The organism is Hyphomicrobium denitrificans 1NES1 (assembly GCF_000230975.2).
GTDB lineage: Bacteria > Pseudomonadota > Alphaproteobacteria > Rhizobiales > Hyphomicrobiaceae > Hyphomicrobium_B > Hyphomicrobium_B denitrificans_A.
Window position 1 is genome coordinate 1,219,127 of the sequence record NC_021172.1, and the last position, 23,683, is coordinate 1,242,809.

The window sequence follows — 23,683 nt, forward strand, 5'->3', positions numbered from 1 at the left end:
TTCTTGGCGTTTGCAACCATTTTTTATTTTCCACTCGCACTAAAGTTGGTGGTCTCTGATAATGCGCAATCTGTAAGCTAGTGATTAAAAATGCAGGGTTTTTTGTAATTTCTTTTCAACTTTAAAGGGTATTTCAATTTTTATTGCGTCGCAAAATAACGAAATGGACCAATACCAATTACAGAGATACGGAGAGAATCGAGTTTCGAAGCTCGGCGAAGCGAGACCTTCTTCAGGTCAAAATTTCAAAAGTGCTGCTTTGGCGTTTCAGGGTCGCGACAAGCGCTTTCGCCGCGGCATGGTCATTTCGCGAATCTGGGCGGTGGCTTCCGCTATCTTCCGGCTCCGATGAACATGGACCTTTAGAAGCGCATTAGAATATTCACGCCACTATATCGCAATTCTGCCGAACATTGTGCGCCGCAGCAGATACGGCCGACGCTCCAGGTGTCGGGCGCTCGCAATCTTCGGAAGTGTTCCCGAGGGAACAATCTTTTTTCTGTAAATCTGTTGTCATGGCCGCACGAACGTCAGTGTGCTACTTTTTTTCTGGCTCCTGATCTTCGAAGTTCGATTTCGTATCATCAGAGGCGTTGCGATGGCCGGCTGCGCATTCATGAAACCTCTGCTCGTTTCCTCCTTCGTCTTGAGTGGCTTTTTGCTGCCCGTTGCAGGTGCCGCGCACGCGGCATCGGGTGACAGGATCGGTGAATCCGTCGTCATAACGAACGTCGTCATGGCCGATTTTGCCGAAAAGCAGCGGAAGCTCGCCAAGGGAGACGATGTCCGTCAAGATGAAACGATAGAAGTCAACACGAACGCTCAAGGCGAATTCAGACTGGACGACGATACGAAGCTTGCACTCGGTCCGGGATCGCGTCTTGTCCTCGATAAGTTTGTCTACGATAGCGACAAGAAGATGGGCTCGATCGTCATCAATATGATGAAGGGCGCATTTCGCTTCATCACCGGCGTTGCAGTCAAGCCGACTTATGTGATCAATACACCCAATGCGTCGATCACGGTGCGCGGGACGGTTTTCGATGTCTATATTCTACCGGATCGTTCGGTTTGGGTCCTTCTGCATGAAGGCGCGCTTGAAGCGACCGGCAAGAGGAACGTCTGTCATGTCCTCGATCAGCCGGGGCAGTTGATTCGTATTTCCGAAGATGGGACGGTGGCAAGGCCGGTGAATTGGTCTGAGCTTCCGGATAACCAAGCGGTTGCCTTCGACACGGCGTTTCCTTTCGTCACGAACACGCCTGCGATCGATCCCAATCCGCTTCTGACGCGCGCTGCGATCATCGAAGGTGCATTTCCGCCTTCACAGGAAAAGGCTTGTATCAATCCGCATCCGCGCTTCGGTGTGAAGAAGGCGGACACTGGGCCTCGCAAGGCGGTGCCCCCCGCAAGGAAAAGCAAGGTGGTTCAGAAGCCGACAAAGCCGAAGCGAACTGCGAGCCGTCCGAAGAACGACGACGACGGCTGGGGTAACGGCATTCGCGGCATGGACATCGTTATCGGCGGCGGTGGCATGCGCGGGTTCCCGGGAGGATATGGCGGCCGACGACCGTCTGGCAGTCGAGGGTCACTGACCCAGCAGCCCCGGTGATTGTTTACAGCACCTGGCCGTCCAGCTCGGTCGGCCTCACTGCAGCGGATGCGGCGTTGGGTCGGCCCAAGTCATCCCGGTAGTAGCCGGCAATTGTCTGAGGACAGAGTTGACGGCATTTTTCCAGCGCCTTCTTCCTCTCGATTGTGTCGTCCGCTGCGGCAAGTAGCATCGCATGGGCCTGCTTAAGCTCGGAAAATTCGGCGGACGCAGCAAACGCCTCGTCTCCGATGAGTGCAAATATCCGCTCCGGACGGTCCTTGCCGCGCGGCATCACGGTACCGAGTTCCAACAATGCAAAATTCGATACTTCGGCGGCCGTTCTCTCGCCGACGACGATGTCCGCCCCAAACATCTTTGTCGCTTCCTCAAATCGCGCGGCGACGTTCACGGTATCGCCGAGCACGGAATAATCGAAACGCTGAGGCGATCCGACGTTTCCAACGACGCATTTTCCAGTATTGAGACCTATGCCGAGCCGTACGGGAACGAAGGCTTCGCCGCGTAGCCTGCTTTCTTCCGATAGCTTGGCGTTGAATCGCATGACGTCGTCCAGCATCGAAAGCGCGGCGCGGCAGGCGTTTCTTGCGTGCTCGGCATCCTGCAACGGAGCGTTCCAGAACGCCATCACGGCATCGCCCATGAATTTATCGATGGTGCCGCGATAATTGAGGATCGTATCGGCGAGAGGGGTGAACAGTCGATTGACGAAGCGCACCAGTTCTTCCGGCTGAAGCCCTTCCGACATTTTCGAGAAGCCGCGCACGTCAGCGAAAAGCAGGGTGACGTCGCGCTCGTCGCCGCCGAGTTTCAGCTTGTCGGGTTTTTTTGCAATTTCTGCGACGACGGACGGTGACACGTAATGTCCGAATGCCGAGCGGATCTCGGCGCGTTCGATTTCCGACCGGATGTAGCTCGTCAGCGAGGTTCCGAGATAAAGGAGCGCGATAGACAATCCCGGATACACGGGATCGAACAGCAGGCCGGCGCGGGAATAGGCAAGCCACGATAGTGCGACGATGCTGGCGATTGCTGCGCCACCGACGATTGCGGCAAGCAGCGCTCCGCTTCGCGCAATCATCCAGGCGACCAGCGCGCCGAAGATTACGATGAATGCGATTTCGAGGCCCGCAGCATACGCCGGGCGTATGAGATGCTCTCCCGACAGCATCTGCTCCAACGCCTGCGCCTCGATTTCGACACCCGGTATCGAAGGCGCGAGCGGCGTGGCTCTTAGATCGAGCAACCCCGTGGCCGTCGCTCCGATGAATATATGGCGCGATCTGATATCGTCAGGGTTAAAGCTGCCATCAAGAATGCTGCCGGCCGAGATCGTGCGCCTGGGATCGGCAGGGGAAAATTTGAGCCAGAGTTCGCCACGATCGGTCGACGGCAGAATTGTCTGGCCGACGCGGACGTATTCGATACCTGTTTTCCTGCCGAAGGCATTGATGCCGCTGCCACCGGAGGATTTCACGAAGATCGTCGATTGCTGCGTGCCGACACGAAGCGCTTCGAGCGCCAAGGAAGGGTAGAGCTTACCGCCGATCGCGACGAGCAAAGGAATGCGCCGAACGATCTGATCGTCCGACGGCACCCAGTTGACGGCGCCGAGGCCACGCGCTGCTTCCGTCAGTATCGGCAGACTTTCGGTGCCTCCGGCGTAGCTATGGACAAACATCTGCGGATCGTCGCCCGCAAATGAAATACCCCCGCGATAAGAAACAATCTTGCGATCGGAATTGGCCTCGCCTGCGACGCCGAGCACGACCGGTGCGGATGCTATGGCTTTGGCGAAGCGTTCGTCATTCGAAGGCAGCCGGGCGATTTCCGATATGATCTCCTTGCTGACCGATTGGCCGTCCAAAGATCGCAAAAGCGAGTCCGGAGACAGGCGATCCGGCTCTGCCAGCACGAGGTCGAACGTGATCGATTTCGCGCCGGCTTTTTGTAGACGCGATGTCAGCTCCGCAAGGATCGTTCGCGGCCATGGCCATTGGCCGAAGCGCGCTAACGACGCTTCGTCTATTGCAACGACGCGCACCGGGAACGAGGGATCGGCGGCGCGCGGGGCGGCGCGAAGATAAGAATCAAAGACGGACAGCCGCAATCGCGAAACCGGCTGCGGGTCCGCTACGCGCAGTGCGACGCAGCCCGCGAGAAGCGCCATCGAGACCAGGACATGCAACGGAAGCCGGAAAATTTCCGAGTATCGGAATGCCTGCATGAAACGTTGCCCCGATGTTTTTTGCAGAGCGCGGATGATCTTCGCACGTTGGAGCGCGGTGCTCATAGGGGGTGCCTATTGAACCGGTTGGCGGCTCGCCAGGCGTCGGGAAATTGTCGCAAATGTGATCGGCGCCTTGCGGGAAGGTCCCACATGCGCATTTCGGTTACCCTCTTGGCATTGCCTTCCCAGGCCGAAATCCTCTGCAAGGGCCCAGTTACCTGGGAATATTCTGCTATTCGGCCTGCGCAGACCCCTTTTGCGACGGGCTGGTACAAACCCCCTAGCCTGGGCCTGCCCTTTGGAGCATTCTCCAGAAAGATTGAGATTTTTTCCTGAGTTAAGCGCCGGACCTTCCCCGGCGCCGCGGAGGTGAAAGCGTGAAGGCGGCCACATTAACCAGAGCTGCTCTCCTTATCGGCAGTGTGTTCCTGGCCGGCTGCAATGCACCGCACTCTGAAGAGGCCGAGGATCGGAATGAGGCTGCGGAGGTTGCGCCCCCCGTCACGACGGCTGTGCTTGCGACTTCGAATGAGTCGGTCAAGATCGAGGGGATTGCTACCGTTCTCAATCCCGACGCCCTACTGCAACTCGACGCCGATATCCGCTCGGCGACCGTTGCCGCGAATTTCAGCCGCGGCCAGCTTGAGCGTTTCCGAACTTCGACAATGCTCTCGAAACAGATGGTTGCTACGGCGGTGCGCCAAGAGGGTATCGATGCATCGCAATTGAAATTGCTTTCAACGCGGCTTCGGCAATCCTGGGGCGATAAGGCCCCCTTCTTGAATGCCGATGCGCGGCAAACACTGATGACCAATATCGCCAACGGGTCGCGGGCCATCCTTCGCATCGACTTTCCGGATACAACCACCGACGTTCCGCAAAACGTTCGTGTCGTTCCCCTTCGCGGCGGCCCGGAGACGAAGGTCGATACGCTTTGGGCGGCGCCGTCCGGAAACCTTGCGATGCCGGGCGTATCGTATTTCGGGTTAATCGATGCCGGTCCTGGTCTTCGCGCGGGTGATCGCGGGCGGGCCATAGCTGACAGCGCGGTGAAGCCAACGGGCGTCGTGATCCCGAGTTCTGCATTGGTCGTATACGGAAGCAAGTCATGGTGCTACGTCGAGACGGGCCCCGGAAAATACGAGCGTAAGGTCGTGTCGCTCGATGCGCCCGTCGACGACGGATATCTCGTCAAGCGTGATTTCGAGCCGGGTATGCGGGTCGTCGTCAAAGGTGCTGCGATCCTTCTTGCGCGCGAAGCCGTGCCGGGAAGCTCCGACGATGACGATGACGACGGCGGAGCGCCGCCAGCGGCTCCGGCAACCAAGGCCAAGCCATCTGCAACTCCGGTCGCGCAAAATCATACCGAAACGAACGGCCGTCCGGACTAGTTTGCATGAACGCGCTTATTCGCTGGTCGATACGTTACCGCGGCTTCGTTGCGCTGCTTTCGGTCGTATGGCTCGTCGTGGGTGGCTTTCTCGCAACGCGTGCGCCGCTCGATGTCTTTCCTGAATTCGTTCCGCCGCAGGTTACGATTCAAACCGAAAGCCCCGGTCTTGCACCTGAGCTGGTTGAGCAGATCGTTACGCGTCCAATCGAGGCAGCGATCATCGGAGGGCCAGGCATAGCTACGGTTCGCTCGGAATCGATTTACGGGCTATCCGTTGTGCTCGTCACGTTCGCCGAGAACGCCGATGCCAACGCGGCAAGGCAAGGGATTGCCGAGCGGCTGACGACTCTCAACGGGAAACTTCCGGCAGGATTTGGACCTCCGAAGCTGACGCCGCTGACATCGAGCACGATGGATGTTCTGAAGCTCGGGATCGTGTCCGATCAAGTCGATCCTTACACACTACGCGATATTGCGGACTGGGCGATCAAACCGCGACTGCTGTCGGTTCCCGGTATTGCACGCGTTACGGTCTACGGCGGCGCTATTCGGCAAGTCCAAATTCAACCGAACCTTGACCGTCTCGCCGCGCTCGGCCTGACCACAACGGATGTGATGAATGCCGCGAGCAACGCGATTGCTCTTCGCGGCGGTGGCGTGATCGAAACGCCCGCGCAACGGATCACGATCGAGACCCGGCCTCCTGCGCCCGACCCGCGCACCATATCCGATGCCGTCGTCGCGATGCAGAACGACCGGCCCGTGCGTCTTGCGGACGTCGCGACGGTCACGATTGCGCCCGCACAAAAAATCGGTGATGCCACGATCATGGGCCAGCCGGGCGTGCTTATTACGGTTTCGGGGCAATTCGGCGCAAATACGCTCGAAGCAACGAAGGCGGCCGAGGCGGCGCTGGCTGAAATCGAGCCGACGCTCGAACATCGGGGCATAAAAATGTATCCGGCCCTGCACCGGCCGGCGACGTTCGTCGTTCGTGCCCTGCAAAATCTGGAGACAGCTCTGACGCTTGGGTCGGCGCTGATCCTGGTTGTGCTCTATGCATTTCTCAGAAGCGTTCGCGCATCGCTCATTTCGTTTCTTGCCATACCGTTATCGCTGCTTGCAGCCATTGTCGTTTTGACCGAGCTCGGTCAGTCGCTCAACACAATGACGCTTGGCGGCTTTGCGCTGGCACTCGGCGTGCTCGTCGATGACGCGATTATCGATATCGAGAACATCGCGCGGCGCCTGCGGCTGGCAGATCCGAGTGCCGACCGCATGAAGGTCATTGAGGATGCTTCCGTCGAGATTCGCAGCGCCATGCTTTATGGCACGCTTGCCGTCATTTTTGCGTTCATCCCGATGTTATTCGCCGGAGGCGTGCAGGGCAAATTTATCGGACCGATGGCGCTGACATTCGTCATTGCGGTGCTCGCCTCGATGCTCGTCGCGCTAACCGTCACGCCAGCTTTATGCGCACTGCTGTTGACCAAAAGCGAGGACACTAAAGAGTCGCCGCTTCTGAAAGTTTTGCAATCGGCTCAGAACTGGGTGCTCGATAGAGTTGGGCGTGCCTGGGGTGCGACGGTCGTGTTGCTGAGCATCTGCGCGATTGCGTCGGTCGCGGTCGTGCCCTTCCTTTACAGCGAGCTCATTCCGCAATTCCGGGAAGGTCACTTCGTGTTGCAAATGTCGATGGCTTCTCCGGGGACATCCACCGACGAGGTCGTCGCCGTGGGCGAGCGCATCACAACGGCTTTGTTGAAATTGCCGTTCGTTGAAACCGTCGCGCATCAAGTCGGACGCGCCGAAGCCGGCGAAGACACCTGGAGCGTCGACAGAAGTGAGTTTCATATTGAATTGAAGCCGGTGCATTCCGAGAGCGAAGAGGAAGCCCAGAGCATCATTCGCGATACGGTGAAGAACTTTCCGGAGATCAGAAGCGAGACGCTGACGTTTCTCGGCGACCGCATCAGCGAGAGCTTGAGCGGCGAGACGGCGCAAGTCGTCATCAACTCGGTAGGAACGGATCTGACGGCGCTTGAAACCGCGGCCGCTGAAATTCAAAAAGCCGTTGCCGATATTCCTGGCGTCACGGATCTTCGCATGCCGAGGAGCGCCACCGTCCCAACGCTTTCGGTCAAGCTCGATCCCGTCGCGCTTGCAAATTACGGGCTTTCGGCGCGCGACGCTCTCGATACCGTCCAGACCGCGTTTGCCGGGACGACCATTGGCCAAACGTATGAGGGCACGCGCACCGTCGATGTTGTCGTCATTCTATCGCCCGACGACCGCAATCGCATCAGCGAGCTCGACAAGCTGATGATCGGCAATGCGACGACCAAAACCCTTTTGAAGAACGTGGCGACGATCACTCTTGCGGAAGGCCGCTCCAACATCCAGCACGACGGCGGCCAACGTCGCGTCGCAGTGACGTTCAACGGCGCAAAGGGCTATTCGCTTCGCAATATCGTCGATGAGGCACGCAAGCGCGTTGGCGCGCTTGCCCTGCCTAAAGACGTGTTCGTGACGTTCGCAGGGCAGGCCGAGGCAGAGCGGGAAGGGCAGATCAGGCTCGCTGGCCTGACAGCCGCCAGCACGGTGCTGATCATCGCTGCTCTCACCATGGCGTTTCGCCGGCGCGGCCTCGCAGCGCTCGTCCTGATCAATCTGCCATTCTGTCTGATCGGTAGCATCGCGGCGATCGTTGCGAGCAATATAGGAATGACACTTGGGAGCCTCGTGGGGTTGATCACGGTTTTCGGGATCGGTGCGCGCAACTCGGTCATGATGCTGGCGCACGTCGAGCACATCGCGGACGAGGAGGGCCGGGGATGGAATGCCGACACCATCCGCCTCGCCGCATCCCAAAGGCTGGCTCCCGTGTTCATGACCGCACTTATGGCGGCACTTGGGCTTGTTCCGCTGGCTTTGGGTCTCGGGCGCCCGGGCCATGAAATCGAAGCGCCAATGGCGATTACGATACTCGGCGGCCTGACGACGGCCACGCTTCTGAACCTCGGGATTTTACCTGAAGCGCTTATTCGTCTTGGCCGGTGGCTCCGGATTCGGAGCACGACGCCTTCAGCGCGTTCGGAAAAAGTGCCAACCGGCCAGGCTGCGGCCGCAGAGTAATTGGCGGTATGCCTAAAAGCGGCTGGCCCGCGTCACCGATGCCGGTGCCGTTTCCCATGCCTGCTGAGATTCGCCACATCCAGATTGGACCACGCGGTCTTATTGTTGTTTGACGGAGATGCATCTTTGATGGTCGGGACCGGGTTGCGGGACCGCCACATCCGATAAACTTTTTTCACCCGAAATGTAGATTGGATGGTTGCGTACCGCAGGCCGATGGTGCCGCCCGTAAAATGACGCCTCACAACATAGTATTTGTAGAAATTCAGCGGAAATTCGACAAGCAAACGTGCGAGCATCGTTAGACGATTGCGGGCCGGTTTGTGCTCGGCCGAAAGAGACATGCGCTCGTCGAGCTTGGCCCTCATGTGCTCGAAGGACCGAATGGAATAATGATAGATTGGCGCTTCGATGCGGCCGACTTGATGCTCGCCAGTTACGACGGTGTCGTGAACCCTCGAATCCCGAAATCGTACGATCTTCCGATTATATAAGCGAATATACCAATTATCTCTGGCCCAGATGCGCGGTTTCTGCCGGCCTGGATAGATAACGTGCACGGGCATGCCGTAAGCGACGAATTCCGGCGATCCAGAGTGAAACAAAGCCTCTATGGCCGTACGCAATTTGGGCGAGATAAGTTCGTCCGCATCCAGGTTCAATACCCAATCATAGCGGCATTGTTCTTCCGCAAATCTTTTCTGTCCGCCGAAGCCAAGCCAAGGTTGTGCGATTACGCGGGCCCCTTCGGATTGCGCTACGGCAACCGTATCGTCTGAACTGCCGCTGTCGACAACGACCACTTCGTCGACCCAAGGCTTGATAGAACGAATTGCTCTTGCGATGCGATCTCCTTCGTCCTGAGCAATAATAAAGCAGGACAGCGGCAGTCTAGCATTCACCGAATTTCCCCCACTTGCGAGGCTTTTCGTGCACCTCGGCTCGTGAACCTGTCAAGGACAGATAGGTTGCGAATCGCAAGACACCAGACAACGCCAATATGCTCCGACTCAATGGAGGAACATCAAGCAGACTAATAATGAATCTGTGAATTTAGAAGCAGAGGTTGATTCAACATCGACAATCAAAATTGCTCGCTCAGTATCAAAATGAGACGCGTGGCGCTGACATGACGCACTAATGATCGAATCGCGATAATGGAACCGTTTTCGTGCAGAGGTTCGAGCCTTTCTGTTGCGGAGCAGATATCGATTTAGCCTCGCGCAGTGTGTCTTCGATGAGAATTATGCAGTGGAAACTCTGAAGACGCCTTGCCAAATATCATCTCGCTCATCGTGGAGGACGTTCGCGATTGGTCTATCGTATTGCGATATAGTTGTCGCGATGCCGTTTGCCGATTGACCGGCAACATACGAACCTAGAGTTGGACGCAAAATGTAAGGCGGTCGCGTCTTTGCGTGACCGTGCGGGCTTATGCGCAAAGCGACTCTTGGAGTCTTCGAAGCGTGTGCAAAATGCGAATGGCTACAGCTAAAGGCTTCAAAACCGAATACCCCACTGCATGGCGGGATATTCGGGTCGGTCCGGCCGCTTGGCTGCGACAACCGTCGGCCGGACTCGGCCGGCATGCAGCTGAATTCCCTGAATAAACGCTCATCTAATATACGAAGAAGTAAGCCGCACGAGACAGCGGAAGTTCAATTTTCGCGCGTTGTTGGAAGCATTGCAGTTCGGTAACTGGGAGCTTCCTATGACATCAACCAAACAACTTGCAGCAGCTGCTTTCGCCGCTTTAGCCGTCGTCGGGTTCTCGGCGTCGGCCGAGGCCTATCACGGTCGCGGCTACGGACACTGGCATGGATATCGCCATGGCTTTTACGGTCGCGGATATTACGGCCATCGGGGTTATTGGGGCCACCGCGGCTGGGGCTATTATCCAGCCTGGGGCTACGCCTATCCGCACTGCTATTGGCGTTATGGCCGGCGCATCTGCTGGTACTAAGGTAGGATATCGGTCGTATTTGAATCAGCGACTGGGCCGGTCGGGGATGATATAAATTCTGTCCGCTCTTCCCTCGGAGCGACAGACGCACAATACAATCCCCCGTACTTGCTGCGTCCCGGGCGTCCGCTTTCCCCCGAAGCTGGCGCCCTTCCATTTTCTGCAGCCTCCTTCGGCTGAGAACATTTTCTTTGAACATGTCCCGCGCTGATGACGGCAGACGCCGCTTCGACCCATCGTCTTAAGAAAGCTTACGAAAGGGTATGATCGGCAAACTGAAATATTCATCAACCGGACAGGATCGCGCTCCTAGAAGAAGCACCTTCGCGTCCGAGTGACGCTATGCACCTAGGAGCCGACCTATGAAGACCACTTTGACCGTCGCATTAGCTGCCGCTGCAATGATGCTTGGTGGCGGTGTGGCGAGCGCCCACGACAAAGATGCCAAGACGCTTCATCATCCCCATCACGTTGCCCACGTCTCGCATCATAAGCACGTTGTTTCAAAATCTTCGAAGACGCATCTCTCGCTCAAGCATACGCATAAGCACGTCGCATCGAAGAAGACGCACAAGCACCTTGCTTCGAAGCACGTTCACAAGCACCTCACTTCGAAAAAGATCACCAAGAAGGCCGGTTGATCATGACAAAGAGGTGCGGAGCGGATCGCGCTTCGCGCCTCTTTGGTATGTTACAGTGCACCGAGATCGGCCTGACGCATGCCTGCGGCAGCCTGGGCGGCATTAAGAGCAAATACCCAATCCACAAATATTGCCGATGGACTGCGCGTGGGCATTCCGAATCGTCCGTTATCGCCGTCCGAATGTCGTCGTCGCGCTGACCGGGCTATGTCTATGTCCGGATGTGCAGGCAGACGAAGATCGCAGCGCGGCGGCTCAAGCCTCATGAGGGCGTTGGTGGGAACGACGGACCGGCAGGGAACGCTGTCGGCATTGAAGGGCGGCGGTTCCTGCGGCAGGAGGTCGCCTGCCACCGCATCGGGTAAGTCTCAGGGTCTTTTCTGCTAGACATATAGTCCCAGCCGTTTGGGGCACTCCCGAGTTGCACCGCAGTAGGACCTGGGTTAACACCGGGACGTGCGCGGCGGCATCGTGCGCCTTTGCAGGCTCCGTGCCCGAAGTGGACGAGATGCGATGGTCGATCTAACTGCTCATTACCTACCAATAGCGATTTTTATCGGTGTTGCGCTGCTCATCGGCGCGGCCCTCATGGTGGCGCCGTTTCTGGTTGCGTACCGCAATCCGGACCCTGAGAAAGTGTCCGCGTACGAATGCGGGTTCAACGCCTTCGACGATGCGCGCATGAAGTTCGACGTGAGGTTTTATCTCGTGTCGATCCTGTTCATCGTCTTCGATCTCGAAATCGCGTTTCTGTTTCCCTGGGCCGTGGCGTTCAAGGAAATCGGCCTGTTCGGATTCTGGTCGATGATGGCGTTTCTGGGCGTGCTGACGATCGGCTTCATCTACGAGTGGAAGAAGGGTGCGCTCGAATGGGAGTGATACGCACGAACGACGGGCACCTTGTCTTCGATCGGACATTCGACAAGGCGCGCGAAGGTATGTCTGGCGCTGCTGCTCCGGTCTCCCGTCCTGATGATGCCTTCTTTACCGGAATTTCGGACGAGCTGGCCGACAAGGGCTTTCTCGTTACGACGGTGGACGATCTCATTAATTGGGCGCGAACCGGCTCGCTGATGTGGATGACATTTGGACTCGCGTGCTGCGCCGTCGAGATGATGCAAGCGTCGATGCCGCGCTACGACCTCGAGCGGTTCGGTTTCGCGCCGCGTGCTTCGCCGCGGCAGTCCGACGTCATGATCGTCGCTGGCACGCTCACCAACAAAATGGCCCCGGCGCTGCGCAAGGTCTACGACCAGATGCCCGAGCCGCGCTACGTCATCTCCATGGGAAGCTGCGCCAACGGCGGCGGCTATTACCACTACTCCTACGCTGTCGTTCGCGGATGCGATCGCATCGTGCCTGTTGATGTTTATGTCCCGGGTTGCCCGCCGACCGCCGAAGCGTTGGTTTATGGCATCCTGCTGCTACAACGTAAAATCCGCCGGACGGGAACGATCGAGAGATAGGCACACTCGGAAAGGTCCTACCCGTGAACCGTCACCTGATCCATGCCGTTGCAGGTGTCCTTTCTGCTTTCGTAGGGGCCGTTGCCGCACCGCAGCCGTCCTTCGCCGAGAATGATGGCCCGAGCCTTATCGGCACTTGGTCGGGTCACACGAAGTCGATTGGCGACATCTATGGCCTTCGAACGCGAGACCGCACGGTTCATGTCACCGAACAGACCGATCGTCGTTTTCGCGGATATTTCGTCTATGAGGGCGGCCGTCGCGATTTCTTTGGTATCGTTTTCCCGGACAATACATCGTTCGCATGGACCTCGACGGCCGCGAAAAGCGTGACCGAAGGTCGGATTCTCGGCGACGATCACATCGCGGCCTGTTACATCGAACCGGGAGCGGAGGCGACTGCCGGTTGTTCCGATCTCACGCGAATTGACAAAAAGCCCTAAGCGGATGCTGCTCTGATGGATATCGCAAGTCTTGTAAGTCACGTCGGCACGCTTTTCGGAGCGGAAATTCTGGCCTCCAGCACAGCTTTCGACGAGGCGTCGATTTCAGTCCCACGCGACCGCATTGTTGAAGTCCTCAAGATGCTGCGTGACGATTCCAAGTGCCGGTTCGAGGTTCTGATCGATATCTGCGGCGTCGACTATCCCGAGCGCGAGGCCCGGTTCGACGTCGTCTATCATCTCCTGTCGCCGCGTCTCAATCAGCGGCTGCGCGTCAAGATCGCGACAGACGAGACGTCGCCCGTGCCGAGCGTCAACGACGTGTTCCCGGCCGCCAACTGGTATGAGCGCGAAGCCTACGACCTTTACGGCATCCGCTTCGTCGGGCATCCGGATCTCAGGCGCATCCTGACCGACTACGGCTTCCAGGGGCATCCGCTGCGCAAGGACTTCCCGCTGACCGGCTATGTCGAGGTTCGCTACGACGACATAAAGAAGCGTGTCGTCTACGAGCCGGTCAAGCTTACGCAGGAATTTCGCGACTTCGATTTCGAAAGTCCGTGGGAAGGGCCGAACTACATCCTGCCGGGCGACGAAAAGGCACATCGTTCATGACGGGCGCGCAAGCGTTCGAACTGCTCGCGTTTCACATCACCCCGTAAACTTGAGCATATGAATGGAATTTGAAACGAATGTAGCCATTTCGGCCGGATTGATGGTCGCTGCATTCGTACTCGATTGGCCGCGCGCGCTCGCGGGCGTGATTTTTGGTGTTCTGAGCCGGTTCCTGCCTTACGCGACAGTCGTCATTCCGCTTGGCGTCGTGATCATCGCAGTCGGCGGCGAGTTCATATATCCGCTGATCGGCCGCACTGCGGCGCCAAGCCTGCCGTCATTTGCGTTAGGGCTCTTTTCGGTCGCGGCCACGGCGTCAAACCTCTATATAACGATCCGCAATTTGAATGACAGGCTGTGAGGACTGCCGCGGTGAAACCTTCGCTTCAGGCTGGCGCGCGCACCCAGTTTTCGTTTCGCGTCCCGGCGACGAAGACGGTGCCGCATCTTTATCCGGAAGCCCGCGAGTTCCAGCTCATGCCGACGGTCTTTGCGACGGGCTTCATGGTCGGGCTGATGGAATGGACGTGCCTCCACATCATCGACCCGCATCTCGATCCGGGCGAGGGCTCGCTTGGCGTGCATATCAATGTGTCGCATGTCGCCGCGACGGTTCCAGGGCAAACGGTCACGGTCGAGGCCGAGTGCACCAAAGTCGCGGGGCGTCGCATCTTTTTCCACGTTAAAGCCCACGACGGCATTGACCTGATCGGCGAGGGCGAGCATCAGCGCATGATCGTCGATTGGGAGAAGTTCGAGCAGCGCGTGAACGACAAGGCGAAGCGCGCGCGTCTTTCTCCAATTACGCGGGGAACTGGTTGAAAATGGCCGAAACGGAAATTCGCAACTTCAATATCAATTTCGGGCCGCAGCATCCGGCGGCGCACGGCGTGCTGCGCCTCGTGCTGGAACTCGACGGTGAAGTCGTCGAGCGTGTCGATCCGCATATCGGCCTTCTGCATCGTGGCACCGAGAAACTCATCGAGCACAAGACGTACATGCAGGCGATCGGCTATTTCGATCGCCTCGACTACGTTGCGCCGATGAACCAGGAGCACGCCTTTTGCCTGGCGGCCGAGCGGCTTCTGGGTATCTCCGTTCCGCGCCGGGCGCAGCTTATCCGAGTGCTCTATTCCGAGATCGGCCGTCTCCTATCGCATCTCTTGAACGTCACGACCCAGGCCATGGACGTCGGCGCATTGACGCCGCCGCTTTGGGGGTTCGAGGAACGCGAGAAGTTGATGGTGTTCTACGAGCGCGCGTCGGGAGCGCGTATGCACGCCAAGTATTTCCGCATCGGCGGCGTGCACCAGGATTTGCCCGAAAAGCTGATCGACGACATCTATGCCTTCTGCGATCCGTTCCTGAAAGTCGTCGACGATATCGACGTGCTTTTGACGGAAAACCGCATCTTCAAGCAGCGCAACGTCGATATCGGCGTCGTCTCGTTGGATGATGCTTTCGCCTGGGGCTTTTCCGGCGTGATGGTTCGCGGCTCGGGCGCAGCGTGGGATTTGCGCAAGGCACAACCCTACGAATGCTACGCCGATCTCGATTTCGATATTCCGGTCGGCAAGAACGGCGACTGCTACGATCGCTATCTGATCCGCATGCAGGAAATGCGTGAATCGACGAAGATCATGAAGCAGTGCTGCGAGCTGCTGAAATCGGCTAGCGGCCAGGGGCCGCACGTCGTCGAGAACAAGAAGGTCGTGCCGCCGAAGCGCGGAGAGATGAAGCGCTCGATGGAAGCCCTGATCCATCACTTCAAGCTCTACACCGAAGGCTTTCACGTGCCGGCGGGCGATGTCTACGCAGCGGTTGAAGCGCCGAAGGGCGAGTTCGGCGTCTATCTCGTGGCGGATGGCTCGAATAAGCCGTACCGCTGCAAGATCCGTGCACCGGGTTTCCCGCACCTCGCGGCTATGGACTTCATGAACCGGGGTCACATGCTGGCGGACGTCTCGGCCATTCTCGGGTCTCTCGATATCGTTTTCGGAGAGATCGACCGCTAAGAGCTGAGCGTCGGGAGATTGCCTCTCGTACGCCTTTCGGTCCGTACGGTTGGCTGCAAAATATCTGCCTAAGCGTTAGGCAACCTCGCGCCGATCCTGGGACGCCGACATCCCGAAGGGTGGCTCCGGAAACGGGCTAGCTCAGGCTCTGAGGTGGACTAGCATCTGCCGTAAACCCCTGGCACAACACACCTCGTGTTTCTCCGGTCGCAACCGAACCCGAGGTGATGCGTATGGTCTATGGTGCAAGCCCAATCGTCGACAATCTCTTCCTGTTGGCGGTCGCAGCGCTGGGTTGGGGTTTAAGTCTTTCTACTTATCGGCTTTTTGCCCGGTCGCGCGGCTGGCCCATGGGAGCGCTGCAGGCCGACGCCCCCTTCATTCCGGTGCTTATCGGACTTGCCGGACTATTTGCCGGGCTGATCTTCGCGACGGCGAGGGGTGCCGACGACGGCGGTTGGGTGATCATCGCCTTCGGCCTCTTGTTCGCGGCGCTGTGGACGGGGTTTCTGCGCGTCGCCTCGCAGCTCTCGCTGATCCTGGCGCCCATTGCGACGTTCCTGCTTCTGCTTGGCTGGCTCGCAGCGCCACTCGGTTTTGCCGAGCGCCGGTGGGCGACGGAACGTCCGGCTGAAACGCTTCAGCGGCGTGGAATTTTGAAACCCGATTCTTCGCTTGCCGTTCCCAACCCTCCCGCACCCGACAAGGCTCCTTGATCCCCATCAAACGGTGTGACAGTGGAGAACTATTGGTCGCACCTGATCGCTGTTTGTCACGGTCGCATCATGCTTTCGCCGCATCTGCAAATCCTTGCCTAGTCGTCATCTTCCGCGTACTGGACCGTGTTGACGCTCGAAGGGTAATGTCGATTTGCAAGAGTCGGCATTGGCGTGGCGGGGCAAGGTCGTTCGTCTGACCCGACCACGTTATATTCGGCGCCGTGCGACCGTGGTTTTCAGGAGCCGTTGATGGCAGTTCGCCGAGTGCATCCGGATCAACCCGCTGACTTCACTTTTTCAGCGGAGAACCTTGCGTGGGCGCGAGAGACGATAGCCAAGTATCCGCCGGGTAAGCAGGCGTCCGCCGTCATTCCGTTGCTATGGCGCGCACAAGAGCAATCGGGCGGATGGCTCCCAGAGCCTGCGATCCGCGCCGTTTGCGATCTTCTCGGCATGGCCTACATCCGAGGCATGGAGATCGCGACCTTCTACACGATGTTTCAGTTGTCGCCGGTCGGGACGAAGGCGCACGTGCAGGTCTGTGGAACGACGCCGTGCATGCTGCGCGGCTCGCGCGATCTGATCGCTGTTTGCCAGCATCGCATCAACGAACACCCGCACACTCCTAACGAAGATGGCACACTGTCGTGGGAGGAGGTCGAGTGCATTGGCGTTTGCGCGAACGCTCCGGTCGCCCAGATCGGCAAAGATACGTTCGAGGACTTGACGCCCGAGCAGTTTGAAAAAATTCTCGATGGTTTTGTCGCGGGCAAACCGCCGAAGTGGGGATCGCAAACGGGTCGTACGGCCTCGTGCCCCGCAACCGGACCGACCAGCCTGACGGATAAATCGCTTTACGATGGTTCGACGATCGGCGCCTGGAAGAAGCGTTTCGAGGAGACATCGGGAGCGAGCGACAAGGCGGAAGAGACAACGCCGCCTTCGGCTCTGGCATCGCCGACCCATAAAGCGGCTGTCGCAGAAGGGTCCTCTCCGTCGTCTCCGAATGCAGCGCCGCCTGTTCACCCAGCTGCGCTGACTGCGATGGCGAACACCGGTCTCGTCAAGGAACTCGAAGCGCGTGGCGGCGGTAAGGCATTGTCGGCGGGTGAGCTCGACAAGATCAAAGCCGACATGCAGCGCGATCAGGCGATCGCTGCGGCGCGCGGGATCAAAGATCCGGAACTGTTGAGCGAGCCGCGCGGCGGCAAAGGTGACGATCTGTCGTTGATCTGGGGCGTTGCCGACAAGATGGTCGAAAAGCTGAATTCAATCGGCATCTGGCACTTCGATCAGATCGCCAAATGGACGCCTGAAAACATCGCTTGGTTCGAAGGCCGGCTTGATGGGTTCAAGGGGCGCGTGACACGAGATAAATGGATCGAGCAGGCACAAAAGCTCGCGTCGGGTTGGCGACCTGAGACTAAAGCCGGCGAAAGGCCGAAGGACTAGCTCGCATGCTTCATGATCGCGACCGCATCTTTCGCAATCTCTATGGCTTTCATCACGCCGGACTCAAAGGCGCGATAAGCCGGGGTGCTTGGGACGGCACGAAGTTCTTTATCGACAAGGGTCACGACTACATCATCGACGAGGTGAAGAAGTCGGGGCTCAGGGGACGCGGCGGCGCCGGATTTCCGACCGGTCTCAAGTGGTCGTTCATGCCGAAGGCAGACCAGCGTCCGAGCTACCTCGTCATCAATGCAGATGAATCAGAGCCGGGCTCCTGCAAGGATCGCGAAATCCTGCGCCACGATCCGCATCTCTTAATCGAGGGTGCGTTGCTTGCGTCCTTCGCGATGCGGGCGCGCACGAGCTACATCTATGTGCGCGGCGAATACATTCGCGAGCGTGAGGCGCTGCAGCGGGCGATCGATGAAGCTTACGAAGCGAAGCTCATCGGCAAGAACAATGTTCACGGCTGGGATTTCGACCTCGTCGTGCATCACGGCGCGGGCGCCTATATTTGCGGCGAAGAGACAGCGATGCTTGAGAGCATCGAAGGCAAGAAGGGGCAGCCGAGGCTGAAGCCACCGTTCCCTGCCAACGTCGGTCTCTATGGCGCGCCGACGACGATCAACAACGTCGAGAGTATTGCCGTTACGGGCGAAATTCTTCGTCGCGGCTCGAGCTGGTTTGCTGCGTTGGGCCTGCCGAACAACACCGGCACCAAGCTGTTTCAGATTTCCGGCCACGTCGAGCGTCCGTGCACCGTCGAAGAAGAGATGGGCATTCCGCTCAAGGAGCTGATCGACAAGCATTGCGGCGGCATTCGCGGCGGCTGGGATAATCTGCTGGCGGTCATTCCGGGCGGGTCATCGGTTCGTTGCATCACGGCCGAGCAGGCCATGAACGTGACGATGGATTTCGACGCGCTGGGCAAGCTCGGTTCGGGCCTCGGTACCGCGGCCGTGATCGTCATGGACAAGTCGACGGACATCATCGGAGCTATACGGCGCATCTCTTATTTCTATAAGCACGAGAGCTGCGGTCAGTGCACGCCCTGCCGCGAAGGCACGGGCTGGATGTGGCGGGTTCTCGAACGCATGGAACGCGGGCAAGCGGAAAAACGCGAAATCGATCTTCTCTTTGACGTGACGAAGCAGATTGAAGGCCACACGATTTGTGCGCTAGGCGATGCGGCAGCGTGGCCGGTGCAGGGATTGATCAAGAATTTCCGTCCTGTCATTGAAGAGCGCATCGACCAGTATCAGGCGAAGCATGCGCGTATGGCGGCGGAGTAGGGCGGCGGACAACGAGCAATGCCAAAGCAACTCATCATTGACGGCGCGGCGATCGAGGTCGAGGACGGCACGACGCTGATGCACGCCTGCGAGATGGCCGGCGCGGTCATCCCGCGGTTCTGTTATCACGAACGCCTGTCGATCGCCGGCAATTGCCGTATGTGCCTCGTCGAGGTGCAGGGCTCGCCGAAGCCCATTGCTTCCTGCGCGATGCTCGTCAACGATCTGCCGCCGAATAAGGACGGCTCTCCAAAGATCATCAGCACGACGTCGCCGCTGGTCAAGAAAGCCCGCGAAGGCGTGATGGAATTCCTGCTCATCAACCATCCGCTCGACTGTCCGATCTGCGATCAGGGCGGCGAGTGCGATCTGCAGGACCAGGCGATGGCATTCGGCATGGGCGGCTCTCGCTTCCATGAGAACAAGCGTGCGGTTGAAGAGAAGCATATCGGGCCGCTGATCAAGACGATCATGACGCGCTGCATCCACTGCACGCGTTGCGTTCGCTACATGACGGAAGTTGCTGGCGTCGAAGAACTCGGTCTCATCGGCCGCGGTGAGGACGCAGAAATCACGACGTATCTCGAACGCGGGATCATGTCGGAGATGAGCGCCAATGCCGTCGATCTCTGCCCGGTTGGCGCGCTGACGCACCGGCCTTGGGCCTTCGCGGCGCGCCCGTGGGAAATGGAATCGACCGAGACGATCGACGCGATGGATGCGCTCGGCTCTGCAATTCGTGTCGATACGCGGGGCGGTGCCGTCATGCGCATCCTGCCGCGCAACAACGATGCCGTAAATGAAGAATGGATTTCGGACAAAACGCGTCACGTTGCGGACGGTTTAAAGATTCAGCGGCTCGATCAACCTTACATTCGCAAGGGTGGGCGGCTTGAGCCCGCGAGCTGGGATGAGGCGCTGGGCCTCGTTGCGGATAGACTCAAAGCGGCATCGCCGGACAAGATAGGTGCGATCGCGGGCGATCTGGCGGGTGCGGAAGAAATGTTCGCGCTCAAGGATCTGCTCGGGCGCCTTGGAGCGACGTCGCTCGATTGCCGGCAGGCGGGCGACAAGCTCGATCCAAAGCTTGGCCGCGCCAGCTACGTTTTCAATTCGTCGATCGAAGGCATCGAGCAGGCGGACGCGATTCTGATTGTCGGGTCTAATCCGCGGCTCGAAGCGCCGGTGCTCAACGCGCGCATTCGCAAGCGCTGGCGATCGACGCCGACGAAGATTGCGCTCATCGGTGCGAAGGTCGATCTCTCTTATCCCTATGAATATCTTGGCGCGGGATCCGAGACGCTGGCCGAAGTCGCGAGCGGCAAGCATGCCTTCGCGGAAGTTTTGAAATCGGCCCAGCGGCCGATGGTGATCGTCGGGCAGGGTGCCTTTGCACGGCCGGACGGGCTTGCGGTTCTTTCGCTGGTAGCGCGCATTGCCATTGCGACGTCGGCAGGCAAAGACGCGGCGTGGAACGGCTTCAACGTGCTTCACACGGCGGCAGGGCGCGTTGCCGGTCTCGATCTCGGTTTCGTGCCCAGCAAGGGCGGCAAGGACGTTGCCGGAATTCTAAGCGGCGGAATGGACTTCATCTATCTGCTCGGAGCCGACGAATGCGATCTTTCCAAGCTCGGGTCGGCGTTCGTCGTCTATCAGGGTAGCCACGGCGATCGTGGGGCCGAGCGCGCTGACGTCATTCTCCCGGCTGCCGCCTATACTGAAAAGAGCGCAACTTACGTCAATACGGAAGGCCGCGTGCAGCAGACGGTCAAAGCGGCGTTCTCGCCGGGCAGCGCCAAGGAGGACTGGACGATCGTTCGCGCGCTTTCGGCGCGTGTCGGCGCGACGCTCCCGTACGATACATTGAAAGACCTGCGAGCGGCGATGTACAGAGCAGCGCCGCAGCTTGCCGAGATCGACTCGGTTGAAGTTCGCGCCGTCTCGGGCCTCGAAACGCTCGCAAAGCTTTCGGGGCAGGCGACGGCAACGCCGTTCGCATCGGCGATCGAGGACTTCTATCTAACGAACGCGGTCGCGCGGGCTTCGGCTGTCATGGCCGGAATGAGTGCGCTTCGAAGCGCCCGCGACCAGGGGCTCAGCGCGGCGGAATAGGAAACGATGCTCGAGACTCTGCAAACATTCATGACCGACTACGGCTGGAACCTGCTGATCATTATCAGCTGGTCGCTCCTGATGCTTGTCGGGCTCTTGGTCATTATTGCGTTTCTTCTGCTGTTCGACCGCAAGGTATGGGCCGCCGTGCAGATGCGCCGGGGACCGAACGTCGTCGGACCGTTCGGCTTGTTTCAGTCGTTTGCCGACCTTCTGAAGTTCGTGTTCAAGGAGCCGTTGATTCCTGCGGGCGCCGATAAGGCCGTTTTCCTTCTTGCTCCGCTCGCGACGGCAATGTTTGCGCTGTCGGCCTGGGCCGTCATTCCGATCGATCAAAATATATGGGGCAAGTGGGTTATCTCCGACATGAACGTCGGAATTCTCTACCTGCTCGCAATCTCCTCGCTCGGCGTTTACGGCATCATCATGGGCGGCTGGGCGTCGAACTCGAAATACCCCTTCATGGGCAGTCTCCGGTCCGCGGCGCAGATGGTGTCGTATGAAGTCTCGATCGGCTTCGTCATCATTTGCGTGCTGCTGTGCGTCGGCTCGCTCAATATGACCGACATCGTCAATGCGCAGAGGGCGGGACTCGGGACGCGGGCGGGCATGACGAACTCGCTGCTCGACTGGTACTGGCTGCCGCTTTTCCCGATGTTCGTCGTGTTCTTCATCTCGGCTCTTGCCGAAACCAACCGGACGCCGTTCGATCTCGTCGAAGCGGAATCGGAACTCGTCGCCGGATTCATGGTGGAATACTCGTCGACGCCTTATCTGCTCTACATGCTCGGTGAGTATGTGGCGATCGTCACGATGTGCGCGCTGACGACGATTCTGTTCCTCGGCGGCTGGCTGCCGCCGGTCGACGTCTGGCCGCTGAACGCGGTTCCGGGCGTTTTCTGGTTCCTGATCAAGGTTGTTTTCGTCTTCTTCATGTTTGCGATGATGAAGGCGCTCCTGCCGCGCTACCGCTACGATCAGCTGATGCGGCTCGGCTGGAAGGTGTTTCTGCCGCTGTCGCTGTTTATGGTCGTCGTGACGGCCGCAGTGCTCAGATTCGGAGGTTTTCTGTCATGAGCGTCGCACGCGCTACAAAGTCGCTGTTGCTGACGGAAATCGTCGCTGCGTTCGTGTTGACGGTCCGGTACTTCTTCGCGCCGAAAAAGACGCTGAACTATCCTTACGAAAAAGGCCCGCTATCGCCGCGCTTCCGTGGAGAGCACGCGCTCCGGCGCTATCCGAACGGCGAAGAGCGTTGCATCGCCTGCAAGCTCTGCGAGGCTATCTGTCCGGCGCAGGCCATCACGATCGAAGCAGGCCCGCGCCGTAACGATGGAACACGCCGAACGACGCGCTACGACATCGACATGACGAAATGCATCTATTGCGGACTCTGCCAGGAAGCGTGCCCCGTGGACGCCATCGTCGAAGGGCCCAATTTCGAATTCGCGACGGAAACGCGTGAAGAGCTTTTCTACGACAAGGAACGGTTGCTCTCGAACGGCGACCGCTGGGAACGCGAGATCGCGAAGAATATAGCGCTCGACGCAAAATATAGATAATTCGCTCGCTCCGAAGGGATAACAGGAAGAACGACAACGATGGCGGAGGCAGGTTTCTTCTATCTCTTTGCGGTGTTGGCAGTCGCGTCCGGCGCGATGGTCATCCTCGCCAGGAATCCCGTGCACGCGGTGCTGTTTCTCGTGCTGGCGTTCTTCAATGCCGCCGGACTTTTCGTGCTGCTCGGTGCTGAATTCCTCGCGATGCTGCTGGTCATCGTGTACGTCGGGGCGGTGTCGGTCATCTTCCTGTTCGTCGTGATGATGCTCGACGTCGATTTCGCGGCGTTGAAAGCGGGATTCATAAAGAACGCCAAGATCGGAGCCATTATCGGCGGTGTCGTTCTGGCCGAGCTCGTCGTTCTTTTCAGCTACCGCGGTCTCAACATTGCGTCGACGATTAACGCTGCGGCGCCCATACCCGTTGCCGGCTCCGGCGTGACCAACACAGCAGCCCTCGGGCAGATTCTCTATACGAAGTACGTCTACCTGTTTCAGACCTCGGGAGTGATCCTGCTCGTCGCTATGATCGGCGCCATCGTGCTGACGTTGAAACATCGCGTCGGCGTCAAGCGTCAGTCGATCGCGGAGCAGGTTTCGCGCGATCCGGCCAAAACGCTCGAGGTCGTCAAAGTTCCAACCGGCGGATCGGTGATCCCCGCAAGCAAGCGCCGGGAGGCTGCGGAATGACCATTGGGCTCGGACACTATCTGACGGTCGCCGCCTGCCTTTTTACGCTTGGCGTCTTCGGCATTTTCATCAACCGCAAGAATGTCATCGTCATCCTGATGTCGATCGAGTTGATCCTGCTTGCGGTGAACATCAATCTGGTCGCCTTCTCGCATTTCAACGCCGATCTCGTCGGCCAGGTGTTTGCACTGTTCGTGCTGACGGTGGCAGCCGCTGAATCGGCCATCGGCCTCGCAATCATCGTCGTCTACTATCGCAATCGGGGTTCGATTGCGGTCGAAGACGTCAACATGATGAAGGGGTGAGGCGTGATCGGCTTTCGGCAAATTTGTGCATCGTTCCCTCT

General features: G+C 58.6%; 22 protein-coding genes. 20 read left to right on the forward strand and 2 right to left on the reverse strand.

Annotated features, from left to right (window positions below; translation table 11 throughout):
* Positions 1-598: 598 nt before the first annotated feature.
* Positions 599-1,612, forward strand: a complete 1,014-nt coding sequence (locus tag HYPDE_RS05825; RefSeq protein WP_051112051.1) for a FecR family protein — start codon at positions 599-601, stop codon at positions 1,610-1,612.
* A 4-nt stretch (positions 1,613-1,616) separates the two neighbouring features.
* Here the strand turns inward: HYPDE_RS05825 and HYPDE_RS05830 are convergent, their stop codons facing one another.
* On the reverse strand, positions 1,617-3,905 hold the full coding sequence (locus HYPDE_RS05830; RefSeq protein WP_015597472.1) for a CHASE2 domain-containing protein: 2,289 nt from the start codon (positions 3,903-3,905) through the stop codon (positions 1,617-1,619).
* A gap of 314 nt (positions 3,906-4,219) precedes the next feature.
* Here HYPDE_RS05830 and HYPDE_RS05835 point away from each other — a divergent pair, with 314 nt between their 5' ends.
* Both HYPDE_RS05835 and HYPDE_RS05840 read left to right on the forward strand, forming a co-directional pair.
* Complete coding sequence (locus HYPDE_RS05835; RefSeq protein WP_015597473.1) at positions 4,220-5,233, forward strand: hypothetical protein; 1,014 nt, start codon at positions 4,220-4,222, stop codon at positions 5,231-5,233.
* Positions 5,234-5,238: 5 nt separating this feature from the next.
* Positions 5,239-8,370, forward strand: coding sequence for an efflux RND transporter permease subunit (locus HYPDE_RS05840; protein WP_015597474.1), 3,132 nt, complete (start codon positions 5,239-5,241; stop codon positions 8,368-8,370).
* Between the two features lie 32 nt (positions 8,371-8,402).
* Here the strand turns inward: HYPDE_RS05840 and HYPDE_RS05845 are convergent, their stop codons facing one another.
* Positions 8,403-9,272 (reverse strand): glycosyltransferase family 2 protein, encoded by an 870-nt coding sequence (locus HYPDE_RS05845; RefSeq protein WP_015597475.1) that lies wholly within the window; start codon positions 9,270-9,272, stop codon positions 8,403-8,405.
* Between the two features lie 809 nt (positions 9,273-10,081).
* Here HYPDE_RS05845 and HYPDE_RS05850 point away from each other — a divergent pair.
* From HYPDE_RS05850 to nuoK, 17 genes are all read left to right on the forward strand, one after another.
* Complete coding sequence (locus HYPDE_RS05850) at positions 10,082-10,333, forward strand: hypothetical protein (RefSeq protein WP_015597476.1); 252 nt, start codon at positions 10,082-10,084, stop codon at positions 10,331-10,333.
* Positions 10,334-10,695: 362 nt separating this feature from the next.
* Positions 10,696-10,974, forward strand: a complete 279-nt coding sequence (locus HYPDE_RS05855; protein ID WP_015597477.1) for a hypothetical protein — start codon at positions 10,696-10,698, stop codon at positions 10,972-10,974.
* Between the two features lie 513 nt (positions 10,975-11,487).
* Complete coding sequence (locus tag HYPDE_RS05860; RefSeq protein ID WP_015597479.1) at positions 11,488-11,853, forward strand: NADH-quinone oxidoreductase subunit A; 366 nt, start codon at positions 11,488-11,490, stop codon at positions 11,851-11,853.
* A 59-nt stretch (positions 11,854-11,912) separates the two neighbouring features.
* Entirely contained in the window at positions 11,913-12,440 is a 528-nt protein-coding gene (locus tag HYPDE_RS05865) for a NuoB/complex I 20 kDa subunit family protein (RefSeq protein WP_051112052.1), read from the forward strand.
* Between the two features lie 23 nt (positions 12,441-12,463).
* Positions 12,464-12,883: a hypothetical protein gene (locus HYPDE_RS05870; protein WP_015597481.1), complete on the forward strand. Its 420-nt coding sequence runs from the start codon at positions 12,464-12,466 to the stop codon at positions 12,881-12,883.
* A 15-nt stretch (positions 12,884-12,898) separates the two neighbouring features.
* A complete protein-coding gene (locus HYPDE_RS05875) occupies positions 12,899-13,498 on the forward strand; it encodes an NADH-quinone oxidoreductase subunit C (protein ID WP_015597482.1) in 600 nt (199 codons plus the stop codon).
* 61 nt (positions 13,499-13,559) lie between these two features.
* Complete coding sequence (locus tag HYPDE_RS05880; protein WP_015597483.1) at positions 13,560-13,859, forward strand: hypothetical protein; 300 nt, start codon at positions 13,560-13,562, stop codon at positions 13,857-13,859.
* A gap of 11 nt (positions 13,860-13,870) precedes the next feature.
* The gene (locus HYPDE_RS05885; RefSeq protein ID WP_041320059.1) at positions 13,871-14,320 is read left to right on the forward strand and encodes a thioesterase family protein; all 450 of its coding nucleotides are present in this window, start codon (positions 13,871-13,873) and stop codon (positions 14,318-14,320) included.
* A gap of 2 nt (positions 14,321-14,322) precedes the next feature.
* The gene (locus HYPDE_RS05890; RefSeq protein ID WP_015597485.1) at positions 14,323-15,513 is read left to right on the forward strand and encodes an NADH-quinone oxidoreductase subunit D; all 1,191 of its coding nucleotides are present in this window, start codon (positions 14,323-14,325) and stop codon (positions 15,511-15,513) included.
* 233 nt (positions 15,514-15,746) lie between these two features.
* A complete protein-coding gene (locus tag HYPDE_RS05895; RefSeq protein ID WP_015597486.1) occupies positions 15,747-16,229 on the forward strand; it encodes a hypothetical protein in 483 nt (160 codons plus the stop codon).
* 252 nt (positions 16,230-16,481) lie between these two features.
* Positions 16,482-17,684: an NADH-quinone oxidoreductase subunit NuoE gene (gene nuoE / locus HYPDE_RS05900; RefSeq protein ID WP_015597487.1), complete on the forward strand. Its 1,203-nt coding sequence runs from the start codon at positions 16,482-16,484 to the stop codon at positions 17,682-17,684.
* A 5-nt stretch (positions 17,685-17,689) separates the two neighbouring features.
* Complete coding sequence (gene nuoF / locus HYPDE_RS05905; protein WP_015597488.1) at positions 17,690-18,976, forward strand: NADH-quinone oxidoreductase subunit NuoF; 1,287 nt, start codon at positions 17,690-17,692, stop codon at positions 18,974-18,976.
* Between the two features lie 18 nt (positions 18,977-18,994).
* Positions 18,995-21,088: an NADH-quinone oxidoreductase subunit NuoG gene (gene nuoG, locus HYPDE_RS05910; protein ID WP_015597489.1), complete on the forward strand. Its 2,094-nt coding sequence runs from the start codon at positions 18,995-18,997 to the stop codon at positions 21,086-21,088.
* 6 nt (positions 21,089-21,094) lie between these two features.
* Positions 21,095-22,165 carry an NADH-quinone oxidoreductase subunit NuoH gene (gene nuoH / locus HYPDE_RS05915; RefSeq protein WP_015597490.1) on the forward strand — a complete coding sequence of 357 codons (1,071 nt, stop codon included), beginning with the start codon at positions 21,095-21,097 and terminating at the stop codon, positions 22,163-22,165.
* Positions 22,162-22,650 carry an NADH-quinone oxidoreductase subunit NuoI gene (gene nuoI, locus HYPDE_RS05920; RefSeq protein ID WP_015597491.1) on the forward strand — a complete coding sequence of 163 codons (489 nt, stop codon included), beginning with the start codon at positions 22,162-22,164 and terminating at the stop codon, positions 22,648-22,650. The genes nuoH and nuoI overlap by 4 nt, the downstream gene beginning before the upstream one ends.
* Before the next feature lie 39 nt (positions 22,651-22,689).
* Positions 22,690-23,337: an NADH-quinone oxidoreductase subunit J gene (locus tag HYPDE_RS05925; protein ID WP_015597492.1), complete on the forward strand. Its 648-nt coding sequence runs from the start codon at positions 22,690-22,692 to the stop codon at positions 23,335-23,337.
* The gene (nuoK, locus tag HYPDE_RS05930; RefSeq protein ID WP_013215892.1) at positions 23,334-23,642 is read left to right on the forward strand and encodes an NADH-quinone oxidoreductase subunit NuoK; all 309 of its coding nucleotides are present in this window, start codon (positions 23,334-23,336) and stop codon (positions 23,640-23,642) included. Before HYPDE_RS05925 ends, nuoK begins: the two co-directional genes overlap by 4 nt.
* Positions 23,643-23,683: the final 41 nt, after the last annotated feature.

Excerpts from the sequence above, each read along its gene's own strand:
- HYPDE_RS05825 (WP_051112051.1), top strand. The coding sequence starts at position 599 with ATGGCCGGCTGCGCATTCATGAAACCTCTGCTCGTTTCCTCCTTCGTC.
- HYPDE_RS05830 (WP_015597472.1), bottom strand. The coding sequence starts at position 3,905 with ATGAGCACCGCGCTCCAACGTGCGAAGATCATCCGCGCTCTGCAAAAA.
- HYPDE_RS05840 (WP_015597474.1), top strand. The coding sequence starts at position 5,239 with ATGAACGCGCTTATTCGCTGGTCGATACGTTACCGCGGCTTCGTTGCG.
- HYPDE_RS05850 (WP_015597476.1), top strand. The coding sequence starts at position 10,082 with ATGACATCAACCAAACAACTTGCAGCAGCTGCTTTCGCCGCTTTAGCC.
- HYPDE_RS05855 (WP_015597477.1), top strand. The coding sequence starts at position 10,696 with ATGAAGACCACTTTGACCGTCGCATTAGCTGCCGCTGCAATGATGCTT.
- HYPDE_RS05860 (WP_015597479.1), top strand. The coding sequence starts at position 11,488 with ATGGTCGATCTAACTGCTCATTACCTACCAATAGCGATTTTTATCGGT.
- HYPDE_RS05865 (WP_051112052.1), top strand. The coding sequence starts at position 11,913 with ATGTCTGGCGCTGCTGCTCCGGTCTCCCGTCCTGATGATGCCTTCTTT.
- HYPDE_RS05875 (WP_015597482.1), top strand. The coding sequence starts at position 12,899 with ATGGATATCGCAAGTCTTGTAAGTCACGTCGGCACGCTTTTCGGAGCG.
- HYPDE_RS05880 (WP_015597483.1), top strand. The coding sequence starts at position 13,560 with ATGGAATTTGAAACGAATGTAGCCATTTCGGCCGGATTGATGGTCGCT.
- HYPDE_RS05890 (WP_015597485.1), top strand. The coding sequence starts at position 14,323 with ATGGCCGAAACGGAAATTCGCAACTTCAATATCAATTTCGGGCCGCAG.
- HYPDE_RS05895 (WP_015597486.1), top strand. The coding sequence starts at position 15,747 with ATGGTCTATGGTGCAAGCCCAATCGTCGACAATCTCTTCCTGTTGGCG.
- nuoE (WP_015597487.1), top strand. The coding sequence starts at position 16,482 with ATGGCAGTTCGCCGAGTGCATCCGGATCAACCCGCTGACTTCACTTTT.
- nuoF (WP_015597488.1), top strand. The coding sequence starts at position 17,690 with ATGCTTCATGATCGCGACCGCATCTTTCGCAATCTCTATGGCTTTCAT.
- nuoG (WP_015597489.1), top strand. The coding sequence starts at position 18,995 with ATGCCAAAGCAACTCATCATTGACGGCGCGGCGATCGAGGTCGAGGAC.
- nuoH (WP_015597490.1), top strand. The coding sequence starts at position 21,095 with ATGCTCGAGACTCTGCAAACATTCATGACCGACTACGGCTGGAACCTG.
- nuoI (WP_015597491.1), top strand. The coding sequence starts at position 22,162 with ATGAGCGTCGCACGCGCTACAAAGTCGCTGTTGCTGACGGAAATCGTC.
- HYPDE_RS05925 (WP_015597492.1), top strand. The coding sequence starts at position 22,690 with ATGGCGGAGGCAGGTTTCTTCTATCTCTTTGCGGTGTTGGCAGTCGCG.
- nuoK (WP_013215892.1), top strand. The coding sequence starts at position 23,334 with ATGACCATTGGGCTCGGACACTATCTGACGGTCGCCGCCTGCCTTTTT.